Here is a 19836-nt window from a genome sequence, read left to right as displayed (position 1 = left end):
TTCAGAAAGCTATCGGCGATTTCGTCGAAAGCGGGGCGCATCTTACCATCGGTTTTGACCTTTGCAAGGCTTTTTCTAAAAAAATTATCTAAATCAGTGTGTTACACCGGTTTTAGCGCGCTTTACCAGCACCGGTGTACCGCCGGTCATTGGGCTTTGCTATGGTTGGAGTCCTGTTGAGTGTTCGGTGTACCGGCGGTTTAGAGGAAGTGGGTCCATGCATCGTTGGTTGTTTCGTTGGATGATTTTTACCGCTGGCTGGATCTGTGTCGGACTGGGCGCTTTGGGTGTGGTCTTGCCGGTTTTGCCGACCACGCCCTTTATGTTGCTGGCGGCCTTTTGTTTTGCCCGCACCTCGCCACGCTTCCACCGTTGGTTGTTATCTTCTAAAGTGTTTGGACCCTTGATCGACAACTGGCAGCGTGAGCGCTATATCGAAAAGCGCTCCAAGCGAACCGCCTTAATGGTGGTGGCCGTTACCTTCGCAGTGTCCATTGCCGTTGTTGATCCCTGGCTGTTGAAGGTCATGCTGGTTGGTTTTTGGGTCGGCTGTACCGTCGGTATCGGACGGCTGTCGACCGTACCATTGTCGCAACGCCAAGCGGCGACAAAGCCGGCCGTTGTACAACGTCGGCCATCCTAATAAGAACATCACATCATCTAATTTGTGAGGGAGTCATTATGAGAGCCCGTCTTGCGGCTGTGGTTACTGTGTGTCTGGCGTTTCCGGCGCTTGCTGAGGAAGACGTTACCGTCTCCTATTACATCGCCGAACGTGGCGAGCCCAAATACCAGCAAGGCTTCGAGCATTGGGATTATGTGAATCCGGATGCGCCTCGAACCGGATCAGTAACCTACGGCGCTCGTGGCACTTTTGATAACTTCAATCGCTTTGCGCTGCGCGGCACAACTCCTGCGAGTATCGCCTCTTATCTGTTTGATTCTCTGATGGTCGGTAATGGCGATGAAGTTGGAGTCTACTACGGGCTGATTGCCGAGCAGGTTGAGTATCCTGCGACCAATGACTGGATCATCTTTCATCTGAATCCGGATGCGACTTTTCAGGATGGCAGCCCGATTGAGGCCTCGGATGTCGCCTTTACGTTTAACCTCCTGATGACCGACGGCGTGCCGCAATTTCGCAATATCTATGAAGGTGTGACCGTTGAGGTTCTGGATACTCGTCGGGTGCGTTTTGATCTGCCGGGACCCAGCAAATCGAATCTGGTCGGCCTGGCAGCTTTGCCGGTTCTGCCGGAGCATGATTTCGCTGATCGTGATTTCTCCGAGCCCTTTGAAGACGTTCCGCTTGGCAGCGGTGCCTACACCATCAGTGAATATGAGATGGGTCAGTATGTTGTCTATCAGCGAATCGACGATTACTGGGCAATCGATCACCCGACTCAACGGGGTCAGCTGAACATCGAGCGAGAACGCGTTGACTATTATCTGGACGACACCGTTTTGTTAGAGGCCTTTAAAAAGGGTGACTATGATTATCGAACGGAATCGTCTGCCCGCAAGTGGGCGACTCAATACACCGGCAGTAACTTTGATGATGGCTTTATCATAAAGGAAAGTATTCCCCACGAAATACCGACCGGCATGCAGGGCTTTGTCTTTAATATCCAACGTCCGGTGTTTGAAGATCGCCGCGTCAGAATGGCGATCAATCAGCTGTTCGATTTTGAATGGACTAACACTAACCTGCTCTACGGTTACTACGATCGTACCTACAGCTATTTTCAGAACACCGAATACATGGCCACCGGACTGCCGCAAGAGCAAGAACTGGCTATCCTGGAAGAATTCCGCGGGCAGATCCCCGATGAGATTTATACCCAGCCCTACAGCAATGTGCAGACCGACGGCAGCGGTAATATCCGGCCACAACTGAGACAGGCATTAGCCTTGTTGCGTGAGGCAGGCTATGAAAGTCGCGATGGTCAGATGGTGAATATTGAAACCGGTGAACCCCTGAGTTTTGAGTTGCTGCTTTATCGGCCAGATAACGAACGTATTGCCATTCCCTTTAAAGAAAATCTGGCCAAAGCCGGTATTAACATGACCATAAGAACGGTCGACACCACTCAGTATGTCAATCGTTTGCGTGAGCGTGATTACGATATGGTGTCGCGCGCCTTCTTCAGTTACGCCTACCCCAACGACAACCTTCGAATTCAATGGGGCAGTGGCTATCTGGATTCCAGCTATAACATGGTGGGCACCCAGGACCCGGTGATTGATGCGCTGATTCAGGGGGTGATGGATAACCAGCAGGATGAAGAGTTATTGCTGGCCTATGGCCGTGCGCTGGATCGGGTGTTGTTGTGGCGTTATTACGCCGTACCACAATGGCATAACAGCGAACATTGGGTTGCCTACTGGAACAAGTTTGGTCGGCCAGAGCGCCTTCCCCGTTACTCTCTGGGCGCCTCGTCCTGGTGGTACGATGCGCAGGCGGCGCAAACCTTACCGGAGCGTAACGGTCGTTGAGTAAGCCGATTTTATGACTGCCTATTTAGTACGCCGGCTGTTGCTGATTATTCCGACGCTTTGGGCGATCGTGACCATCAATTTTCTGATTATCCAGGTCGCTCCCGGCGGTCCGGTTGATCAGATGATTGCCAAGCTGGAAGGCAATACCGCTTCTATGCTGGATCGCGTTACCGGCAACAATCAAAGCGATACCGCCGACAGTAATCAGCAAAGCAGTGGCAGTGGCAACCGCACTGGAGATTCCTCTTACCGCGGTGCCCGCGGCCTGACTGAAAAAGACATCGAAGCCATCGAAGCGCGTTTTGGGTTTGATCGACCATTACACGAACGCTATTTCACCATGCTGTGGGATTATCTGCGTTTCGATTTTGGTGACAGCCTGTTTCGTGGTGGGTCCGTTGTTGATCTGATTGTAGAGCGTATGCCGGTCTCCATTTCTTTGGGACTATGGTCGACGCTGATCATCTATCTGGTCTCTATTCCTTTGGGTATTCGCAAGGCGGTCAAACACTCTTCCCCTTTTGATGTCTGGACCTCAGGCGTTATTTTCGCTGCCAATGCCATTCCGTCTTTCCTCTTTGCCGTGCTGCTGATCATCCTTTTTGCCGGCGGCAGCTATTTCGATTGGTTTCCATTGCGTGGTCTGACCTCGTCGAACTGGGAAGAGCTCAGCCTGCTTGGCAAAATCGCTGACTATTTCTGGCATATGGCATTGCCTATTTTCGCCATGGTAATTGGTGGCTTTGCCGGCCTGACCATGCTGACCAAAAACTCTTTTCTCGATGAAATCCATAAGCAATATGTAATGACAGCGCGTGCCAAAGGCGCGACCGAAAAACGCATTCTCTACGGCCATGTGTTCCGCAATGCCATGTTGATCATCATCGCCGGTTTTCCCAGCGCTTTTATTGCCATCTTCTTCAGTGGTGCGCTGTTAATCGAAACCATTTTCTCACTTGATGGATTGGGACTGCTCGGCTTCGAATCCACGTTACAACGCGATTATCCGGTGATGTTTTCCACCCTCTATGTGTTTACCTTGCTGGGTTTGGTGATGAATATCATCAGTGACCTGACCTATACGCTGGTCGATCCACGCATTGATTTTGAGGCGCGCTCATGAGCTGGTTTCAGTTGACGCCGGTCGGTCGCCAGCGTTGGCAGCGCTTTAAAGCCAATCGTCGAGCCTGGTGGAGTTTATGGATTTTCGGCATCGTCTTTGTGGTGTCGATGGCATCGGAATTGGTTGCCAACGATCAGCCATTGCTGATCTGGTACGACGGCCAACCTTATTTCCCGGTCGCCACGACCTATCTGGAAACCGATTTTGGCGGCGACTTTGAGTTGCCCGCTGATTATCGCGATCCCTATATGCGCGAACTGATCGCTGAAAAGGGTTGGATTTTGTGGCCGCCCATTCCATACAGCTACAACACCATTAATTACGATTTGCCAAGCCCGGCACCGAGTCCGCCCACCAGCGATAACTGGCTGGGTACCGACGACAAAGGCCGCGATGTTGTAGCGAATCTGCTCTACGGTTTTCGCATATCCGTCCTGTTTGGTTTTGCGGTCACCATTATTACCGCGGTTATCGGCATTGCTGCCGGAGCGGTACAGGGTTTTTATGGCGGCCGGCTCGATCTGTTTATGCAGCGCTTTATCGAAATCTGGAGCAGCATGCCGCAGCTGTTTATGCTGATTATCCTGATGAGCATCGTTACTCCCGGATTCGGTTGGTTGTTGCTGGTTACGCTGCTGTTTGGCTGGATGGGTTTTGTCGGTGTGGTGCGCGCTGAGTTTCTGCGCGCGCGTAATTTTGAATACGTCCAGGCAGCGCGTGCCATGGGTATGAGCGACGGGCGCTTGATGTTTCGCCATATTCTGCCCAATGCCATGGTCGCGACCTTGACCTTTATGCCGTTCACCCTGTCAGGCTCAATCACTATCTTAACGTCACTCGATTTTCTTGGTTTTGGTATGCCGCCGGGGTCTCCTTCGTTGGGATTATTGCTGGCGCAGGGTAAAGCCAATATTCAGGCACCCTGGCTGGGTTTTACTGCCTTTTTTATCGTTGGTTTTATGCTCACCACGCTGATCTTTATCGGCGAAGGTGTGCGCGATGCCTTCGATCCGCGTAAGGCCTATTGATATGAGTTTGTTAGCGCTGAAACAGCTGTCGTTAGGCTTTAAGCAAGGCGATCAGGTTTTGCCCGTGGTGCACGATGTCAGCCTGGAATTAAACGCCGGAGAAGTAGTGTCGCTGGTGGGCGAAAGTGGCTCGGGTAAGAGCGTCACTGCGTTATCCATTTTACGTTTGTTGCCGGAACCGCCGCTGACTTTCCTCGGTGGTGATATTGAATGGAACGGGCAGTCGGTGCGCTCGATGAGCGACAACGAATTACGTCGTTTACGCGGCGGCAAAATCAGCGTCATTTTTCAGGAACCGATGACCTCGTTAAACCCGCTGCATACCGTTGAGAAACAGCTGGTGGAAATGCTCGAGTTGCATCGGCCGATGCGTCGCAGCGAGGCCGTTAAACAGGCGTTGGTGATGCTCGAACGCGTCGGCTTGAAATCGCCGGAGAAAAAGTTGCGCGCTTATCCGCATCAGTTGTCCGGCGGTGAACGGCAAAGGGTGATGATTGCGCTGGCCTTGATGAACGAGCCGGAGCTGTTGATCGCCGACGAACCGACCACCGCATTGGACGTAACCATTCAGGCACAGATTCTGGAGCTGCTAGTCCGGCTGCAAAAAGAGCTGGGTTTGACGGTGCTTTTTATCACTCACGATCTGACGCTGGTGAATCGCTTTTCCGATCGGGTGGCGGTAATGGAAGGTGGTCGCTTGGTCGAGGTGGGCACGACACGACAGGTGTTTGATCAGCCGCAGCATCCCTACACCCAAAAGTTATTGGCCGCCGAACCGGGCGATGCGCCAGCACCCTTGAACGACGATGCGCCCTTGCTGCTGGAAGCCCAATCAATGCGCGTCTGGTTTCCGATTCAGCGCGGCATTTTGCGCCGCACCGTGGATCATGTGAAAGCGGTCGACGACATCAGTTTCCGGCTGCATCAAGGTGAGTCGCTGGGTGTGGTGGGCGAAAGCGGTTCGGGTAAATCGACTTTGGCGCGCGCTCTATTGCGGCTTAATTCGGCTCAGGGCGAGGTGCGTTTTGATGGTCAGGATCTGCAGCCGTTGAGCAACACCGAACTGCGTCCATACCGACGTGCCATGCAGATTGTCTTTCAGGATCCGTACGGCAGTCTGAGCCCGCGTTTGTCGGTGGAACAGATTGTCCGCGAAGGGCTCGACATTCATCAGATCGGCACGCCGCAAGAGCGTGAACGCGAAGTGATACGCGCGCTCGAGGAAGTCGAACTGAACCCTGAATTGCGTTTCCGTTATCCCAACGAATTTTCCGGTGGCCAGCGTCAGCGCATCGCCATCGCGCGGGCTTTGGTGATGCGGCCGCGCTTTATTATTCTCGATGAACCCACCTCGTCGCTTGATCGCACGGTGCAGTTTCAGGTGATCGAGTTGCTTAAGCGATTGCAGGCTGATCATGGTCTGGCTTATCTGTTTATCAGCCACGATTTGAAGGTGGTTAAGGCGCTCTGTCACTCAGTGCTGGTGATGAAAGACGGCCAGGTAGTGGAGCAGGGTGTCGCATCCAGGCTGTTTGCTCAGCCGCAACATCCGTACACTCAAGCGCTGTTGAAGACGGCTTTTGGCTGAATGTTTTTAGCTGCGTGACCTCGAATAAAAACAGGATGAACTTATGACCTCTGTTTCGGCGCCTATCGTCGACCATCGCAAGGGCGTTTTGATTGCCGCTCTGGGCGTGCTGGTATTGAGTTTCGATGCCTTGCTGGTGCGTCTTGTTGGCGCCTCGCCCTACGACGTGGGTTTCTGGCGCGGTGCGCTGGTGTTTGTGTCGATGACGAGCTTTATTATTGTCACCGGTCGCGCTCAGCAATTTCGTATCTATGCAGCTCATGGTTTGGCAGCGGTAATTGTCACTATTCTGTACGGCATTAACACCGGCTTATTTGTGTTTAGTGTCAACCACACCTCGGTCGCCAACACGGTGGTGGTGTTGGCGTCGTCTTCGTTTTTTGCCGCTTTATTTTCCTGGGTGCTGTTGCGCGAGACGATTCCGTTGCGCACCTGGATTGCCATTATCGTCGCCATGTCTGGTGTGCTTATAGTGTTTGCCGGCTCCGTTGGTCTGGATCAATGGCGCGGCGATGCCCTGGCGTTATTGCTGGCCATGCTGATGGGCTTGATGCTCACCTTGCTGCGCCGCTTGCCCAACTTGCCCAAGATGCCGGTGGTGGCGCTCAGTGGGTTGGTCACATCTTTGTTATGCGTTGCGTTTTCCGACCCGCTGACCTTGGCGGCAAGCAGCTACGGCTGGTTGGCGGTCATGGGTTTGTTGCAGATGCCGGTTGCCTCGGTATTGATTATGACGGCAACGCGTTATTTGCCAGCGCCTGAAGTCAGTTTGTTTTTGTTGATCGAAACCTTGCTCGGCCCGGTCTGGGTCTGGCTGGTGTTGAGTGAAGCCATTCCGCCGCTGACCTTTGTTGGTGGCATTGCCATTATGGGCGCCATCTTCGTGCATTCCTGGCTGTCACTGCGTCGTCCGGAAACCGATCTGGTCACGCCGACCGACCCGCCGCTTTAGTTCACCGCTATTGCCGTTAATGGATAGGTAAACAACAGCAGGTGCGCCAGGTTTAATAGCCAGTGCACCAGCACCGCCCAGAGCAAACGGCCGGTCCATAAATAGGCCAGGCCGTAGACCAGTCCCGCCAGCGTAACCACAGCAACATAAGTCCAGCCACCGGCCAGATGCGCGATGCCAAACAAGACCGCCGCCAGCACCAGCGCAGGCCAGGGTCCCAGACGGCGCTGCAGCCAGCCTTGCACGACGCCACGAAACAGCAACTCCTCTGCCAGACAGGTATTGAGCAGGTTGGCGACGGCGAAAATCCACAAGGCGGTGGGAATGGCCGGTTGCCAGCTGATCAGTCCGCTCGACCAGGCCAGCAACAAGGGCAGGGCGATACCGCCGGTGAGTGCTGCGATGGTGAGGGTTTTATTGGGCAGTGGCCGGGCTTCCAGGCTGGAGCGAAACAGCGGCATAAAGGCCAGCAGCGACCAGGCGACCAACACCTTGTCGTGATTGAAATAGAGACTGCTGGCAATGCTGTTGGCTTTCAGAGCGCTGTCGGCCACAACCACCAGGCCCTGATAACCAGGCACGGCGTGGGCAAACAGCAGCGCGCTGATCACCAACCAAAGCGCACCACGAACAAGGTTCAGCCACAGAGGCCCTGGTCGCAATCGCATCCAGGCGGTCAGCAGCACATAACCGAGCGCCACAGCAAAGAACAGCCAGTCGGTATAGCCAATCAGAGCGGCGGTAAACAGCAGCAGGGCAGTGCCGCCGTAGCGCAGCCGGTCATGTTGCGCCAGGCCAAGCACGACCAGCGCCAGTGAATAGAAGAGGGCAAAAGGGAGCATGGCAGAGACCGCTGAAAGAATCGCACCAGTTGACCACAGTGGTGACTGGAGTCAACGCCACAGCTGGCTATAATGGCGCACCCTTACCGGCGCGGAGAATGTTATGCCGATCGAAAAGAATCAAGTGGTCTTGTTTCACTACAGCGTCAGCGATGAACAAGGTAACGACATTGAAAGTTCGCGCAGCGGCGAACCCAATGCCTATTTACATGGCCACGGTGGCATTATCCGTGGTTTGGAAGAAGCGCTGGAAGGGCGTGATGCTGGTGACAGTTTCAGCGTCACCATCGCGCCGGAAAAGGCCTATGGTCAGCGCCGGCCCGATGCCATGCAGCGGCTGCCGATCAAACATCTGCGCGGTGCCAAACGCTGGCAGCCGGGCATGGTTGCCCAGGTGCAGACCGACAAGGGCGTGCGTCATGTGATGGTCGCCAAGGTTGGTCACAAGTTTGCCGACGTCGACACCAACCATCCGATGGCCGGTAAAACCCTGACCTTCGATATCGAGATCATTGAAGTGCGCGCCGCCGAGCCGGAAGAGATTGCTCACGGCCATGTGCATGGGCCGGCCGGGCACCATCACTGACGCATAAAAAAAGGCGCCAATCGGCGCCTTTTTGTTGAACCCGAATTGCTGCTTAAAAGCTGCTGCCTAAAAGTTGCTGCCTAAAAGTTGCTCAGGCAACGGCGCTCAGGGCCGCATCGTAGTTCGGTTCATCGGCGGTTTCAGCCACCAACTCGGTGTGCACGACCTCACCATTTTTGATCACTACCACTGAACGCGCCATCAGACCGGCCAGCGGGCCGTCGACGATCTTAACGCCATAGTCCTGACCGAAGGCTTCACTGCGGAACACCGATACCGGCGTTACGCGATCCAGACCTTCAGCGCCGCAGAAACGTTGTTGCGCAAACGGCAGGTCGGCAGACACGCACAGCACTTCGACGTTATCCAACTTGCTCATGGCCTCGTTGAAATGGCGAACGGAGGCGGCGCAAGTCGGGGTATCGACGCTGGGGAAGATGTTCAGGACCACGGTCTTGTTGGCGAGGTCAGCAGAACTCAGCTCAGACAGATCGGTTTTGGTCAGCTTGAAAGCCGGAGCTTTGCTGCCCTTGGCCGGCAGATCGCCGCTGGTGTGGATGGGGTTGCCTTGTAACGTAATCTCAGCCATGAGGTCTCCTTGAGATTGAGAAGGTTGCCCTGCCTCAAGTGGGGCGCGCCCGCCCAATTGCAATGGTAAAATGTGGTTTTAGCCGCCAGGAGTTTGAGCATGTCGAGCCGTCCCGTCCCGATTGATTTACGCAGCGATACCGTTACCCGCCCCACCGAGGCCATGCGCCAGGTTATGGCTCAGGCCGAGGTTGGCGACGATGTTTATGGTGACGACCCCAGCGTTAATGCGCTCGAAGCGCGTCTGGCGGATATAACCGGTAAGGCCGCGGCCGTGTTGCTGCCCTCGGGCACTCAGAGCAACCTGGTGGCTTTGCTGGCGCATTGCCAGCGTGGCGAGGAATACATCGTCGGCCAGCAGTATCACACCTACAAATACGAAGCCGGCGGCGCAGCGGTGTTGGGCAGCATTCAGCCACAACCGCTGACCGTTCAGGCCGATGCCACGCTCGATCTGGCCGAGGTCGAAGCCTATATCAAGCCGGACGATGTGCATTTTGCCCGCACCCGTGTGCTGGCGCTGGAGAATACCCACGGTGGGCAGGTGTTGCCGGATGGCTATAGCCAGCAAGCGCGGGCCTTGGTCGATCGCTATGGTCTGTCGCTGCATCTGGATGGCGCGCGTTTGTTCAATGCGTCTGTGGCGACGGGACAGTCACTGCGTGAGTTGGCGGCGCCGTTCGACAGCGTCAGCCTGTGTTGCTCCAAAGGCTTGGGCGCACCCATCGGTTCAGTGCTGGTGGGCTCGGCAGAACTGATTCAGCGCGCCCGGCGTTGGCGCAAGATGGTCGGTGGTGGTCTGCGTCAGGCGGGCATTTTTGCTTCGGCGATTGATTATGCGCTGGATCATCATGTTGAACGCCTGGCAGACGATCATCGTCGTGCCGCCGAATTGGCCGCAGCGCTGGATGGCTTGCCGCACGTTCAAGCCACGGTCGCCCATACCAATATGGCCTTTCTCACGCTCGATAGCGCTGCCACGGGCGATGCGCTTAAGGCGGCTTTGGCTGAAAGCGGTTTGCTGATCGCCGGAGGTCAGCGCATTCGTCTGGTGACGCATCTGGGCATCGACGATGCGGCTTTAGCCACACTGATTGAGCGCATCATTGCGCATCTGAAAACTGCCTAAACCGGTTAACCCCAGCGCGCCAGCCAGTCCTCTGCGTCTGGTGCGCCGGCGGGGGCCAGTTCTGGGTTGGCGGCGTACCAGACGACTGCCAAGGCTGACATCATCGCCCGCGCTTGGTCTAAACGTTCACTGCTGATGTCCATCACCTCGGCCAGTTGGGTACTCTGAGCGTCGTTTAATTCAAAACCGCTGCACACTGCGGCCAGGTCCATCGCCGGGTCGCCCAGGGCCGCAAATTCCCAATCCAGCAGGACCCAGCCGGAGTCGCTCAAGGCCAGATTGCCCGGATGCCAGTCGTGATGGCACAGCCTCAGTTGCGCGGGCAGTTGGTAGTTATCGCAGCGCTGCAACACAGCTGTTGTGAAAGCCGGCGGCAGGTCGTTGGTGTAGTGGTGCAGGTGTCGGATCTGGTCGGCAATGTTCAGCGGCGTGCCGCTGATTTCGACCGCTTGCACCGCCATCAAGGCCCTGGTCAACCAGGCCAGATCGGTTTGTTCACCAGAAACCGGTACAGCGCCTTCATACCAGGGTGTCAGCAGCCATTGATCCTGAACCGACAGCGGTGTTGGTGACCAGGATTGATCGGCCAGAGTGATCAGCACTTGTTGCTCGCGCTGACGATCAATGCCCAGGCGCTCGGCATCAGGATGGTTGATGCGCAGGGCGTAACTGCCGGTGTCGCTGTTTACCCGGAACAGTCGATTGCAGAGCCCGCCTGGCCAGCGTTGTACCGCCAGATCATCCGGCAGTCGGTCACCCACTTGCTCCAGTGCCTGAAAAAGCGCCAGCTCCATTGCCTAACCCTCAGCGATCAAAAGTGCGCATTGTTGCAGAATTTGGACATCGCTGGCGACATCAGTAGAATGGCTCGCGTTCTCGCCGGGGTGCCGCTTGTGGAAGTGGCTGAGACTGACCCGTCGAACCTGAACCAGTTAATGCTGGCGTAGGGAGTTGAGACGATCTGCCTTGCGCAATCCTGCTTCAACCTTATCCCCCAGCAAACAGTTTGATGGCACCGCGCCAGGCGCTGTTTGTACGCCGGTAATTGTTCACTCACGACAATTCAACCGGATGCCTTATGAAACTGAATAGACTGCTCTTAGCTACTGCCTTGCCGTTGTTAACCGCTTCGGTTGTGGCCGATCCACTGACCATCTACACCTACGAATCCTTCAACACCGAGTGGGGCCCCGGCCCGCAAATCGAAGCCGGCTTTGAAGCTGAATGTGGCTGCGATGTTGAATTTATCGGTCTGGAAGACGGTGTTGCCTTGCTCAACCGGCTGCGTCTGGAAGGCAGCAACAGCGAGGCCGACATCATTCTTGGTCTGGACGATGCGCTGATCGCCGAAACGCGCGAACTGGGTGTACTGGCCGAACACGACCTGGATTTGTCCGGGCTCGACCTGCCTTACGAGTGGCACGATGACGCTTTCGTGCCTTACGACTACGGTCACTTCGCCTTTGTTTACGACCAGACCAAAGTGGATCAGGTGCCGGCCTCATTGGAAGAGCTGGTGTACGACTCCGATCTGTCCATCATCTACCAGGACCCGCGCGTTTCTACGCCAGGCCAGGGCCTGATGCTGTGGATGAAATCCGTCTTTGGCGACGACGCCGACGACGCTTGGCGCGAGCTGCAAAAAAAGGTGGTTACTGTGACCCCGGGCTGGAGCGAAGCCTATGCGCTGTTCCAGGAAGGCGAGAGCGATATGGTGCTCAGCTACACCACTTCACCGGCTTATCACATCACCGCTGAAGACACCGACCAGTATCAGGCGGCTATTTTTGAGGAAGGTCACTATGCCCAGATCGAAGTGGCCGCGGCGCTGGCATCGTCCGATCAACTGGAGCTGGCGCGCGATTTTCTCGCCTACCTGATCAGCAAGCCGGCTCAGGACGTATTGCCGGGCACCAACTGGATGTGGCCCGTGCTCGACAGCGCTGATGCACCAGCGTCGTTCGAACAGATGATGAAACCAAAAACGCTGATCTTCGATAGCGCCGAGGTCGCCGAAAACCGTAGCGCCTGGTTGCGCGAATGGCGTAATGCAGCGAGTCAATAAGGCATGAAGCCAGCGTCCGCCTATCGTTATCTGGGAGCAGTCCTGCTTGGGTTGACGCTGCTGCTGGCCGGTCTGGGCATGATCGCCCATCCCGGTCGCGGCCTGGATTGGGCGCTCTATTTTGATGCCTATCTGGGTCGCTTGCTGTGGTTTTCCATCTACCAGGCGGTGCTGTCGGCGGGATTGTCGGTGGTGTTCGCCTGGCCTTTTGCCTGGGCTTTGGCGCAGCGCTCTTTTCGTGGCCAATGGGCGCTGGCGGGATTTTTGAATCTCGCCTTTGTATTGCCTGTGTTGGCCGTGGTGCTCGGCGTGGTCGCCTTGTTCGGCCGCGAAGGCTGGCTGGCCTTGCCGGGCAGCATTTACGGCCTTGATGGTATTCTGATTGCTCATCTGGCGATGAATCTGCCGTTCGCCATTCGCCTGTTGTGGGATCGCTTGAGTCAGATCCCCGATCATCAATTGCGCCTGGCTCAGGTACTTGGCTTGAGCCCCTGGCAACGCTGGCGCCGTCTGGAATGGCCGGTGCTGCGCGCCGCTTCCGGTCCGGTTTTTGTGCTCGAAGCCTTGCTCTGTTTCAGCTCCTTTACTGTCATCCTGACGCTCGGTGGTGGCCCGGCCAATACCAATTTGGAAGTGGCGGTGTATCAGGCGCTGAAATACGACTTTGATGCGCGAGCGGCAGCCTTGTATGCGGTGATTCACGGTGCTGTCGCCTTAACGGCCATCGCAGTTCTGGGGCGCGGCAGTGTGCTCAATATGGAGGCGGCTCGGTTGCCAGCCAGTGTCGTTGCTCAGCGGCCCAAAGCGGTCCAGTGGCTGGCCATTGTCAGCCTGCTGGTGTTGCTGCTGGCGCCTTATTTAGCCTTGCTGGGCCGGGCGCTGCGTGATGATTGGTATTGGTCGGCGCGCTTGCTCCCGGCCTTGCAGACCAGTCTGGGCATCGCCTTGTTCAGTGCTGTCTGTGCTGTTGCTTTGGCCTTGACTCGTTGTATGCCGGTGCGCGGCACAGATCGTTCGCGCTGGCTGAACTTTGGTGTTTTGGTGATTCCTGCCATGGTGCTGACCACTGGATTGTTTTTGCTGTGCCTGCGCCTGGGCTGGGCCAAACAGGCCACCTGGCCGTTGATTATCTGGATCAATGCCTTGATGGCCATGCCACTGATTATCCAGCCGTTGCGCGCCCGGGCCTTGGCGGCGCATCAGCAATATCAGCGTTTGACGCTGGTGCTGGGAATGTCGACGCTTAACGCCGTGCGGTTGATTTACTGGCCATTGCTGCGCCCCGTCGTGCTCTGGGCGCTGGCGTTGGCGGCGGTACTTAGCCTTGGCGATATGGGCGTGGCGGCGCTGGTGGGACAAGTCGATTTTATAACCCTGCCATTGTTGATTTACCAATCCATGGGCAGTTACCAAATGACGCTGGCAGCGCAACTGATGATGCTGTTGCTGGTGTTGTGTGCGGCGCTGTTGTTATTGGCCGAATGGGCTCGAGGAGGCCGTCGTGCTTGAAGTCAGACGCTTAAACGCCAGCTTGGGCAACAGTCAATTTCACTGGGACTTTCAGTTGCCTGAAGGCTCATTGACGGCCGTTATCGGCGCCAGCGGCCTGGGTAAATCGACCTTGTTGAATCTGCTCTGCGGTTTACACCAGCCAACGGGCGGCGATGTCTTGTGGCAAGGTCACAGCTTGCTCGACCAGCCGGTGGCACAACGTCCTTTTGGCGTGCTCTTTCAGGCCAATAATCTCTTCGATCACCTCAGTGTCGAGCTGAATCTGGCCTTGGGTATAAACCCCAGCGGCCGCTTAACCGATTCGCAACAGGCTTATCTGGAGCAGGCCGCGCAACGCTTTGAGCTGCAAACCCTGCTGGCGAGACGGCCCGATCAACTCAGTGGTGGCCAGCAGCAACGTGTTGCTCTGGCGCGGGTGTTTCTGCAACGCAAACCAGTGCTGTTACTCGATGAGCCCTTTTCTTCGCTGGATCCGGCTTTGCGTCAGGAAGGCTTAAAGTGGGTGCGTGACATTCAACACGAGCAGGGCAGTACGGTGATTCTGGTGACCCATCATCTGGATGAAATGCTCGATGCCACCGACCAGGTTCTGCTGGGGCTGGAAAGCGAACAGTGGTTGAATTTAAGTCTGGCCGAATTCGAACGCAAACGCAGTGAGGGCGCGTTCGACACTCTATTAGGACGCTCACTGGCGAACCCCCAAAAAGTCGAATAAGCTGATTTGTTACCTGCTGTTAATCTGCGCTAAAAAGGTCGCAGTATGAACGGAATCAGTCATAACAATAAAAAGACTGTAGTAAGCCAAGTGGGATTCGGCGCGTTGTTGGTTATCGCCAGCCTTGCTATTGCAGCGACATCCGTATTCTGGCCGGGAACACCCTGGCCGGGGCTGGCCGCTGGTGTGCTGGCGTTGCTGTTCTGGTGGTTGCCGGGGCGTACCAAAAAGAACACCCCTGTGGTGGACTGGTCGGCGGACGATGATGAAGCATCGCCGGCACAGATTGGTCAGGCGGCCAGTCGCATTGCCATTGAATCAGCCGATGCGTCTCACTTTCTCGATGGCATCCAAAAACATCTGGTCGAACAGCAACGCGTTGCCGGCGCTTTGGCCGAACGCGTTGAAGGTTTGGAAGGCGCGGCCCAAGGCATGAGCGGTGCGATGGACGATGCCAATGCCCGCGTCGATGACGCCCAATCGCTGGCGCTGGCCGGCCAGGAGCGTATGGCCAGCGTTGAGCAGGCGCGCACAGGGCAGCGCGATCAACTGAACGCCTGCCAGCAGCAGATTGATCGTCTGCAGCAAGAGTCTGCCGCCATCGGCGATATTCTTGGCACCATTCATAAGGTCGCCGATCAAACCAACTTACTGGCATTAAACGCGGCTATCGAAGCAGCGCGAGCCGGTGATCATGGCCGGGGCTTTGCCGTGGTAGCGGATGAGGTGCGTCAGTTGGCGCGCCAAACCGCCGATGCCACCGATACCATCGGTCGCTTGCTCGGCGGCATGAGCGAATGCACCGACCAGACCAAAACCGCCATGGATGCGTTGCTCAGTGTCGATGCCGAACTCGATGAAGCCCTCAATGGCATTGGCGAGCGTTTGTCCGGCGTTGCCGATGGCATGACTCAGGCGCGCGATACCGTTCACTCCATGGCCGATCTGCAAACCGCAGTCAGCCAGGACAGCCAGGGCATCAGCTCCGACATTGAACAGCTGCACGGTTCGATGCAGTCGATTGAGCACTCTATTGGTGAAGCCTCCAACCGTATTCTGGCGCTGAGCGAACGTGTCGAAGGCATTTTTGTGCAGCTGCGCCATTACGATATTGATGATCGCCACACTCAGTTGGCGCGGGCTGCGATCAATGCCGCTGCTGATATCGCCGCCGTTCTGGAGAGCGCGATCGAGGCCGGCCATATCAGCGAGGAAGAGTTGTTTCGCTTTGAATATACGCCGATTGAAGGCACCGATCCGATCAAGCACAAAAGCCCCTTTGATGATCTGACCGATCAGTTATTCCCACCCATCCAGGAACCGGTGCTGGATGAAAACGACGATGCCATCTACGCTGGCGCCGTCGACGTCAACGGTTATTTTCCCACCCATAACAACAAATTTTGCCAACCTTTGACCGGTGATTACGACATCGATGTCGCCGGTAATCGCACCAAACGTATCTTTACCGATCGTACCGGGCGACGTTGCGGCAGCCACGAAGAACCGTTTCTGTTGCAGACCTATAAGCGCGATACCGGCGAGGTGATGCACGATGTTTCAGCGCCCATCTATGTGGCGGGCAAACACTGGGGCGGTTTCCGAATCGGTTATAAAAGCGACTGATCACACCGCCATTGTGAACCCTGAGTTGGCAATGGCGTGCTCGGTTTGCCTTGCTTTTATTGCCGCGTCAGGATGCGCCCGAACCGGTTTCAGGCGGTACTGATGAATCTTCTTGGTCGTTTATTGTTGTTATTGCTCGGCGCCATTTTCCGGCGCAAAAATGCCGATCCTCTGGCGCCATTGCGGGTGCGTTTTCGGGTTTGGCCGCACGATATTGATATCAATATCCACCTGACCGCAGCGCGCTATTTTTCCTTTGGCGATCTCTGTCGCACTCGCTGGATCATCGATACCGGTATGGGCCGCGCCTATCTTAAAGAAGGTTATCGCGCCGTACTCAACGCTCAGGAAATGACCTATATCCGTGAATTCCGCCCCTTCAGCCGCGTCGATGCGCGCGTCCAATTGGTGTGCTGGGATGAAAAATACGGTTATTTTGAACAGCGTTTTTACAGCGGCGATAAGCTGTTCAGCGTTGGTCACGCCCGCGTCGCCATTCTTAAAAATGGCAAGGTAAAAGGGCTGGATGAGGTCTTTGCTGATCAGGGGCTGGCGTTAACCTCGCCGCCGGAAACCGAAGCGGTGACCGACTGGAAAGCAACGCTCGCCGCCAAGCGTGAGACCTTCAGTTAACGCTGTCGAGAATCTCGGTGAGGTAGGGTTTCTGGCGGTCGATTTCCTCGCGCGAAAGACCATTCATTTCGTAAGGAAATACCAGCCAGTCTTCGCTTTGGTGCAGGCTGTAATCCGGCCGAACACCGGTTTGGTTGGCTGACGGTCGTTCGTAAAGCGTCGCCAGACGCGTATCGGACGGCATATTGCGCTTTAGGTGGCGGTTCAGTCGCTCCAGCACCGCCGCCAGGCTGTGGCCGGTGCCGAAGGCGTCATCGACGATCAGCAGACGATCATCGGCGTTGAGGTTTTCCAGCAGATATTGCGTGCCATGCACCCGAATGCGGTGCTGTGGTGCCGCGACCATATCGGCGTAACGGGTCATGCCCTGATAGGACGTGCGCAGTGAGGTATGGTCGGTTTTCACACCCAAGGTCTGCAAACATTCCTGGACATAGATGCCAACGGTGCTGCCGCCACGCCACAGACCGACAATAAAATTGGGCCGAAAACCACTTTCAAAAATCTGTACGCCGAGGCGAAAGGCGTCGCGAATCAGTTCGGCTTCATCGAGGTAACGTTTGGGGCGATCGTAATCGGGATGCGTCATGGGTTGCCAGTCGGGTCTGCTTTGGGGACTATTGCTCACTGCTCAGTTTTGGACGCTAACCTCGCCATGGTGAAAAAACAATACCTCAGTGCTCAGGGCCTGCTGGAAGACAGCTTTCGCCTGGCTGCTCAGATACTGAACTCCGGCTTTCGGCCGACCTTTATGATCGCCGTCTGGCGCGGCGGCGTACCCATGGGCGCGGCGGTGCAGGAGTTTCTCGATTACCACGGTGTACAAACCGACAACATCGCCATTCGTACGGCGTCCTACAGCGGCATCGATAACCAGAGCCGTTCGGTCAAGGTGCTGGGTCTAGATTATCTGATCAAACACATCACCCATGATGACGCGCTGCTGATCGTTGATGATGTTTTTGATACCGGCCGTTCGGTCGAAGCCATTATCGATGACATTAAGGCGCGGGCGCGACTCAATACTCCGCACGACATCCGCGTCGCTGTGCCCTATTACAAACCCTCACGTAATGAAACCGGCCGGGTGCCGGATTATTTCGTGCACGAAACCGAAGCCTGGCTGAAATACCCACATTCATTGGAAGGCTTAACGCCCGAAGAAATTCGCGATAACCGACCCGATCTCTACGCCATTTTGGCGCCTCACCTGCCCAAGACAGAGAGCTGATTGATGTTGTTGCTGTTGTTCTATTTGCCGTTGGTGATTTTCATCGTTGGTTACACCCTGGCGCTGACCGAAGCATTCCGCCAGTCGATGGCCTGGGGGATTTTGGTGTTGCTGCCGCCGATGGCCCTGGTGTACAGCGTTTGGCACATTCGCCAGCAGTGGTTGCCGACGATACTGATGGCGGTGCCGCTGGCGTTTATCTTTGGGATATTTCCGTTATTCGTGAACAGCTGATGGTTGTTTTTGATGGAGACAAGGCTGCGGTAACAGCCGCCTTGTCTCGAACAAAATCCATCAACTGATCGCGCAAACCGCAGCACCAGCCTGCACGCCCGGCCGGGCATAAAACCGCTCGCAATAGTCCATCACATTTTTGAACTCGGCGGTGTTCAGCACGTCGTGACCTTCGTAGAAATCGATGCACTTGATCCAGGGCGCGATGGCCATATCGGCGATGGTCAGTTCGTCGCCCATGATCCACTGCCGGCCTTCCAGACGCTGATCCAGTACACCCAACAAGCGACGGCTTTCGTTGGTGAAGCGCTCTTTGGAGTAGGCGTCGCTCTTGTCGGCGGCGAATTTATAGAAGTGGCCAAACTGGCCCAGCATCGGGCCTATATGGGCGGTTTGGAAGAACAACCATTGCAGTGTCTCCAGGCGACGCGCCGGGTCGGTCGGCAGGAAGCGACCGGTCTTCTCGGCCAGATAAATCAGGATGGCACCGGTTTCCATCAACTGCAGTGGTTTGCCGTCCGGACCGTTGGGATCGATGATCGACGGGATTTTGTTGTTCGGGTTGAGTTTCAGGTAATCCTCATCGAACTGCTCATCTTTCATGATGTTGACGGTGTGCGCTTCGTACGGCAAACCGCTTTCTTCGAGCATGATGCCGATCTTCTGACCGTTCGGCGTGGCCAGTGAATAGAGTTGCAGAACGTCCGGGTTTTCAACCGGCCAACGTTTTGGGAAGGCAGACATGAATGAACTCCAATGGTGACTGATAGCTGACCTTGATGGGGGCGCGGATTGCAGCCACAAGCACCGGCGCCTGACGATGGCTGCAAAATAACTGAGTTAATTGATCAGATGAATTGAAGGATGGTTGCACCGTCGTGACGCACGCGGCTGTTAATCGCACTGCCTTGGTGGCGATTTGGCGGCATGGTTTGAAGGCATAGTTTGAAGGCTTGGTTTGAAGGTATAGCGGCCAAGCCTGTGCGGTCCGGGTATCGATGGGGTTGAAAAATGCGCCCTGGCAAAGAGGTTGCTTAATAGCTATTACTCATAGAACTGAGTGACCCGGGGTCGAGTCAGGAGGAAAGCATGGTCAATAAACGGTTTAGCCAGATACTCAATCAGTGGGAAGAGAGCCGCCGTGCGCGCCAGCAACTGGTGTCGACCGAAGTGCAGATGAGTCGTTCCGACCGGGCCAAACTCGAAGCACTGGCGGAAGTCTATGACCAGCCGATTGAGCGGGTGATGGCCGACCTGATGCACAGCGCTTTGCTGGAAGTGGAGTCGAGTATTCCCTATGTTCCCGGCGCCAAAATCATTCGCATTGAAGATGGCGATCCCTGCTACGAAGACGAAGGCAAGATGCCGGAATACCTGGCAGCGCGCCAGCGCAAGACGGGTTCTGCGCACTAGTTGATCGATCCGGGGTGGCCCTGTGATCGCATCCTGAAACCGGTTACAATCCGCGCCCGAATGTATCGATGG

At 55.9% G+C, this 19836-nt stretch carries 21 protein-coding genes and 1 riboswitch; of the genes, 16 read left to right on the top strand and 5 right to left on the bottom strand.

What is annotated here, in order from left to right:
- The first annotated feature begins 217 nt into the window (after nt 1–217).
- From ABMA60_RS16950 to ABMA60_RS16925, 6 genes are read left to right on the top strand one after another with little or no spacing between them, the layout of a single operon-like run.
- Nucleotides 218–643, top strand: a complete 426-nt coding sequence (locus ABMA60_RS16950; RefSeq protein ID WP_392805605.1) for a YbaN family protein — start codon at nt 218–220, stop codon at nt 641–643.
- 38 nt (nt 644–681) lie between these two features.
- Nucleotides 682–2496, top strand: coding sequence for an extracellular solute-binding protein (locus ABMA60_RS16945; protein ID WP_392805603.1), 1815 nt, complete (start codon nt 682–684; stop codon nt 2494–2496).
- A gap of 13 nt (nt 2497–2509) precedes the next feature.
- Nucleotides 2510–3622: a microcin C ABC transporter permease YejB gene (locus ABMA60_RS16940; protein ID WP_392805600.1), complete on the top strand. Its 1113-nt coding sequence runs from the start codon at nt 2510–2512 to the stop codon at nt 3620–3622.
- On the top strand, nt 3619–4650 hold the full coding sequence (locus ABMA60_RS16935; protein ID WP_392805598.1) for an ABC transporter permease: 1032 nt from the start codon (nt 3619–3621) through the stop codon (nt 4648–4650). The genes ABMA60_RS16940 and ABMA60_RS16935 overlap by 4 nt, the downstream gene beginning before the upstream one ends.
- A 1-nt stretch (nt 4651) precedes the next feature.
- Nucleotides 4652–6238, top strand: a complete 1587-nt coding sequence (locus ABMA60_RS16930) for an ABC transporter ATP-binding protein (RefSeq protein WP_392805596.1) — start codon at nt 4652–4654, stop codon at nt 6236–6238.
- Between the two features lie 43 nt (nt 6239–6281).
- Nucleotides 6282–7190, top strand: coding sequence for a DMT family transporter (locus ABMA60_RS16925; RefSeq protein ID WP_392805594.1), 909 nt, complete (start codon nt 6282–6284; stop codon nt 7188–7190).
- Here the strand turns inward: ABMA60_RS16925 and ABMA60_RS16920 are convergent.
- The gene (locus ABMA60_RS16920) at nt 7187–8032 is read right to left on the bottom strand and encodes a CPBP family intramembrane glutamic endopeptidase (protein WP_392805591.1); all 846 of its coding nucleotides are present in this window, start codon (nt 8030–8032) and stop codon (nt 7187–7189) included. The genes ABMA60_RS16925 and ABMA60_RS16920 overlap by 4 nt on opposite strands.
- A gap of 103 nt (nt 8033–8135) precedes the next feature.
- Here ABMA60_RS16920 and ABMA60_RS16915 point away from each other — a divergent pair, with 103 nt between their 5' ends.
- Nucleotides 8136–8618 carry a peptidylprolyl isomerase gene (locus ABMA60_RS16915; RefSeq protein WP_392805588.1) on the top strand — a complete coding sequence of 161 codons (483 nt, stop codon included), beginning with the start codon at nt 8136–8138 and terminating at the stop codon, nt 8616–8618.
- 91 nt (nt 8619–8709) lie between these two features.
- On the opposite strand, the gene tpx is transcribed toward ABMA60_RS16915, so the two are convergent.
- Nucleotides 8710–9207, bottom strand: coding sequence for a thiol peroxidase (tpx, locus tag ABMA60_RS16910; RefSeq protein ID WP_392805585.1), 498 nt, complete (start codon nt 9205–9207; stop codon nt 8710–8712).
- 99 nt (nt 9208–9306) lie between these two features.
- Between tpx and ltaE the strand changes: the two genes are divergently transcribed.
- Entirely contained in the window at nt 9307–10335 is a 1029-nt protein-coding gene (gene ltaE / locus ABMA60_RS16905; RefSeq protein WP_392805583.1) for a low-specificity L-threonine aldolase, read from the top strand.
- A 5-nt stretch (nt 10336–10340) separates the two neighbouring features.
- On the opposite strand, the gene ABMA60_RS16900 is transcribed toward ltaE, so the two are convergent.
- Complete coding sequence (locus ABMA60_RS16900; protein ID WP_392805581.1) at nt 10341–11129, bottom strand: choline/ethanolamine kinase family protein; 789 nt, start codon at nt 11127–11129, stop codon at nt 10341–10343.
- A 76-nt stretch (nt 11130–11205) separates the two neighbouring features.
- Nucleotides 11206–11303, top strand: a riboswitch (TPP riboswitch).
- A gap of 110 nt (nt 11304–11413) precedes the next feature.
- Between ABMA60_RS16900 and thiB the strand changes: the two genes are divergently transcribed.
- From thiB to ABMA60_RS16875, 5 genes are all read left to right on the top strand, one after another.
- A complete protein-coding gene (thiB, locus tag ABMA60_RS16895; protein WP_392805579.1) occupies nt 11414–12400 on the top strand; it encodes a thiamine ABC transporter substrate binding subunit in 987 nt (328 codons plus the stop codon).
- 3 nt (nt 12401–12403) lie between these two features.
- Nucleotides 12404–13909, top strand: a complete 1506-nt coding sequence (locus ABMA60_RS16890; protein WP_392805576.1) for an ABC transporter permease subunit — start codon at nt 12404–12406, stop codon at nt 13907–13909.
- Nucleotides 13902–14627: an ATP-binding cassette domain-containing protein gene (locus ABMA60_RS16885; protein WP_392805573.1), complete on the top strand. Its 726-nt coding sequence runs from the start codon at nt 13902–13904 to the stop codon at nt 14625–14627. Before ABMA60_RS16890 ends, ABMA60_RS16885 begins: the two co-directional genes overlap by 8 nt.
- Nucleotides 14628–14732: 105 nt before the next feature.
- Entirely contained in the window at nt 14733–16253 is a 1521-nt protein-coding gene (locus ABMA60_RS16880) for a methyl-accepting chemotaxis protein (protein WP_392805570.1), read from the top strand.
- A gap of 102 nt (nt 16254–16355) precedes the next feature.
- Nucleotides 16356–16886, top strand: coding sequence for a thioesterase family protein (locus tag ABMA60_RS16875; RefSeq protein WP_392805568.1), 531 nt, complete (start codon nt 16356–16358; stop codon nt 16884–16886).
- Here the strand turns inward: ABMA60_RS16875 and ABMA60_RS16870 are convergent.
- Complete coding sequence (locus ABMA60_RS16870; protein ID WP_392805565.1) at nt 16879–17475, bottom strand: phosphoribosyltransferase; 597 nt, start codon at nt 17473–17475, stop codon at nt 16879–16881. The genes ABMA60_RS16875 and ABMA60_RS16870 overlap by 8 nt on opposite strands.
- Nucleotides 17476–17541: 66 nt before the next feature.
- Here ABMA60_RS16870 and ABMA60_RS16865 point away from each other — a divergent pair, with 66 nt between their 5' ends.
- Together ABMA60_RS16865 and ABMA60_RS16860 are read left to right on the top strand one after the other, a co-directional pair.
- Nucleotides 17542–18117, top strand: coding sequence for a phosphoribosyltransferase (locus ABMA60_RS16865; protein WP_392805562.1), 576 nt, complete (start codon nt 17542–17544; stop codon nt 18115–18117).
- A gap of 3 nt (nt 18118–18120) precedes the next feature.
- The gene (locus tag ABMA60_RS16860; RefSeq protein WP_392805560.1) at nt 18121–18351 is read left to right on the top strand and encodes a hypothetical protein; all 231 of its coding nucleotides are present in this window, start codon (nt 18121–18123) and stop codon (nt 18349–18351) included.
- Between the two features lie 60 nt (nt 18352–18411).
- Here ABMA60_RS16860 and ABMA60_RS16855 read toward each other — a convergent pair whose 3' ends face one another.
- On the bottom strand, nt 18412–19095 hold the full coding sequence (locus ABMA60_RS16855; protein WP_392805557.1) for a glutathione binding-like protein: 684 nt from the start codon (nt 19093–19095) through the stop codon (nt 18412–18414).
- 345 nt (nt 19096–19440) lie between these two features.
- Between ABMA60_RS16855 and ABMA60_RS16850 the strand changes: the two genes are divergently transcribed.
- Nucleotides 19441–19764: a hypothetical protein gene (locus tag ABMA60_RS16850; protein WP_392805554.1), complete on the top strand. Its 324-nt coding sequence runs from the start codon at nt 19441–19443 to the stop codon at nt 19762–19764.
- Nucleotides 19765–19836 lie beyond the last annotated feature (72 nt).

This window comes from Saccharospirillum sp. HFRX-2 (assembly GCF_043196805.1).
GTDB lineage: Bacteria > Pseudomonadota > Gammaproteobacteria > Pseudomonadales > Natronospirillaceae > Saccharospirillum.
The sequence above is the reverse complement of the archived record's forward strand: the minus strand, read 5'-3'. Positions and strand labels throughout refer to the sequence as shown.

Coding starts and splice junctions, on each gene's coding strand:
- ABMA60_RS16850 (WP_392805554.1), top strand. CDS start 19,441: ATGGTCAATAAACGGTTTAGCCAGATACTCAATCAGTGGGAAGAGAGC.
- ABMA60_RS16935 (WP_392805598.1), top strand. CDS start 3,619: ATGAGCTGGTTTCAGTTGACGCCGGTCGGTCGCCAGCGTTGGCAGCGC.
- ABMA60_RS16945 (WP_392805603.1), top strand. CDS start 682: ATGAGAGCCCGTCTTGCGGCTGTGGTTACTGTGTGTCTGGCGTTTCCG.
- ABMA60_RS16860 (WP_392805560.1), top strand. CDS start 18,121: ATGTTGTTGCTGTTGTTCTATTTGCCGTTGGTGATTTTCATCGTTGGT.
- ABMA60_RS16875 (WP_392805568.1), top strand. CDS start 16,356: ATGAATCTTCTTGGTCGTTTATTGTTGTTATTGCTCGGCGCCATTTTC.
- ABMA60_RS16900 (WP_392805581.1), bottom strand. CDS start 11,129: ATGGAGCTGGCGCTTTTTCAGGCACTGGAGCAAGTGGGTGACCGACTG.
- ABMA60_RS16925 (WP_392805594.1), top strand. CDS start 6,282: ATGACCTCTGTTTCGGCGCCTATCGTCGACCATCGCAAGGGCGTTTTG.
- ABMA60_RS16920 (WP_392805591.1), bottom strand. CDS start 8,032: ATGCTCCCTTTTGCCCTCTTCTATTCACTGGCGCTGGTCGTGCTTGGC.
- ABMA60_RS16870 (WP_392805565.1), bottom strand. CDS start 17,475: ATGACGCATCCCGATTACGATCGCCCCAAACGTTACCTCGATGAAGCC.
- ABMA60_RS16930 (WP_392805596.1), top strand. CDS start 4,652: ATGAGTTTGTTAGCGCTGAAACAGCTGTCGTTAGGCTTTAAGCAAGGC.
- ABMA60_RS16890 (WP_392805576.1), top strand. CDS start 12,404: ATGAAGCCAGCGTCCGCCTATCGTTATCTGGGAGCAGTCCTGCTTGGG.
- ABMA60_RS16915 (WP_392805588.1), top strand. CDS start 8,136: ATGCCGATCGAAAAGAATCAAGTGGTCTTGTTTCACTACAGCGTCAGC.
- thiB (WP_392805579.1), top strand. CDS start 11,414: ATGAAACTGAATAGACTGCTCTTAGCTACTGCCTTGCCGTTGTTAACC.
- ltaE (WP_392805583.1), top strand. CDS start 9,307: ATGTCGAGCCGTCCCGTCCCGATTGATTTACGCAGCGATACCGTTACC.
- tpx (WP_392805585.1), bottom strand. CDS start 9,207: ATGGCTGAGATTACGTTACAAGGCAACCCCATCCACACCAGCGGCGAT.
- ABMA60_RS16855 (WP_392805557.1), bottom strand. CDS start 19,095: ATGTCTGCCTTCCCAAAACGTTGGCCGGTTGAAAACCCGGACGTTCTG.
- ABMA60_RS16865 (WP_392805562.1), top strand. CDS start 17,542: ATGGTGAAAAAACAATACCTCAGTGCTCAGGGCCTGCTGGAAGACAGC.
- ABMA60_RS16940 (WP_392805600.1), top strand. CDS start 2,510: ATGACTGCCTATTTAGTACGCCGGCTGTTGCTGATTATTCCGACGCTT.
- ABMA60_RS16950 (WP_392805605.1), top strand. CDS start 218: ATGCATCGTTGGTTGTTTCGTTGGATGATTTTTACCGCTGGCTGGATC.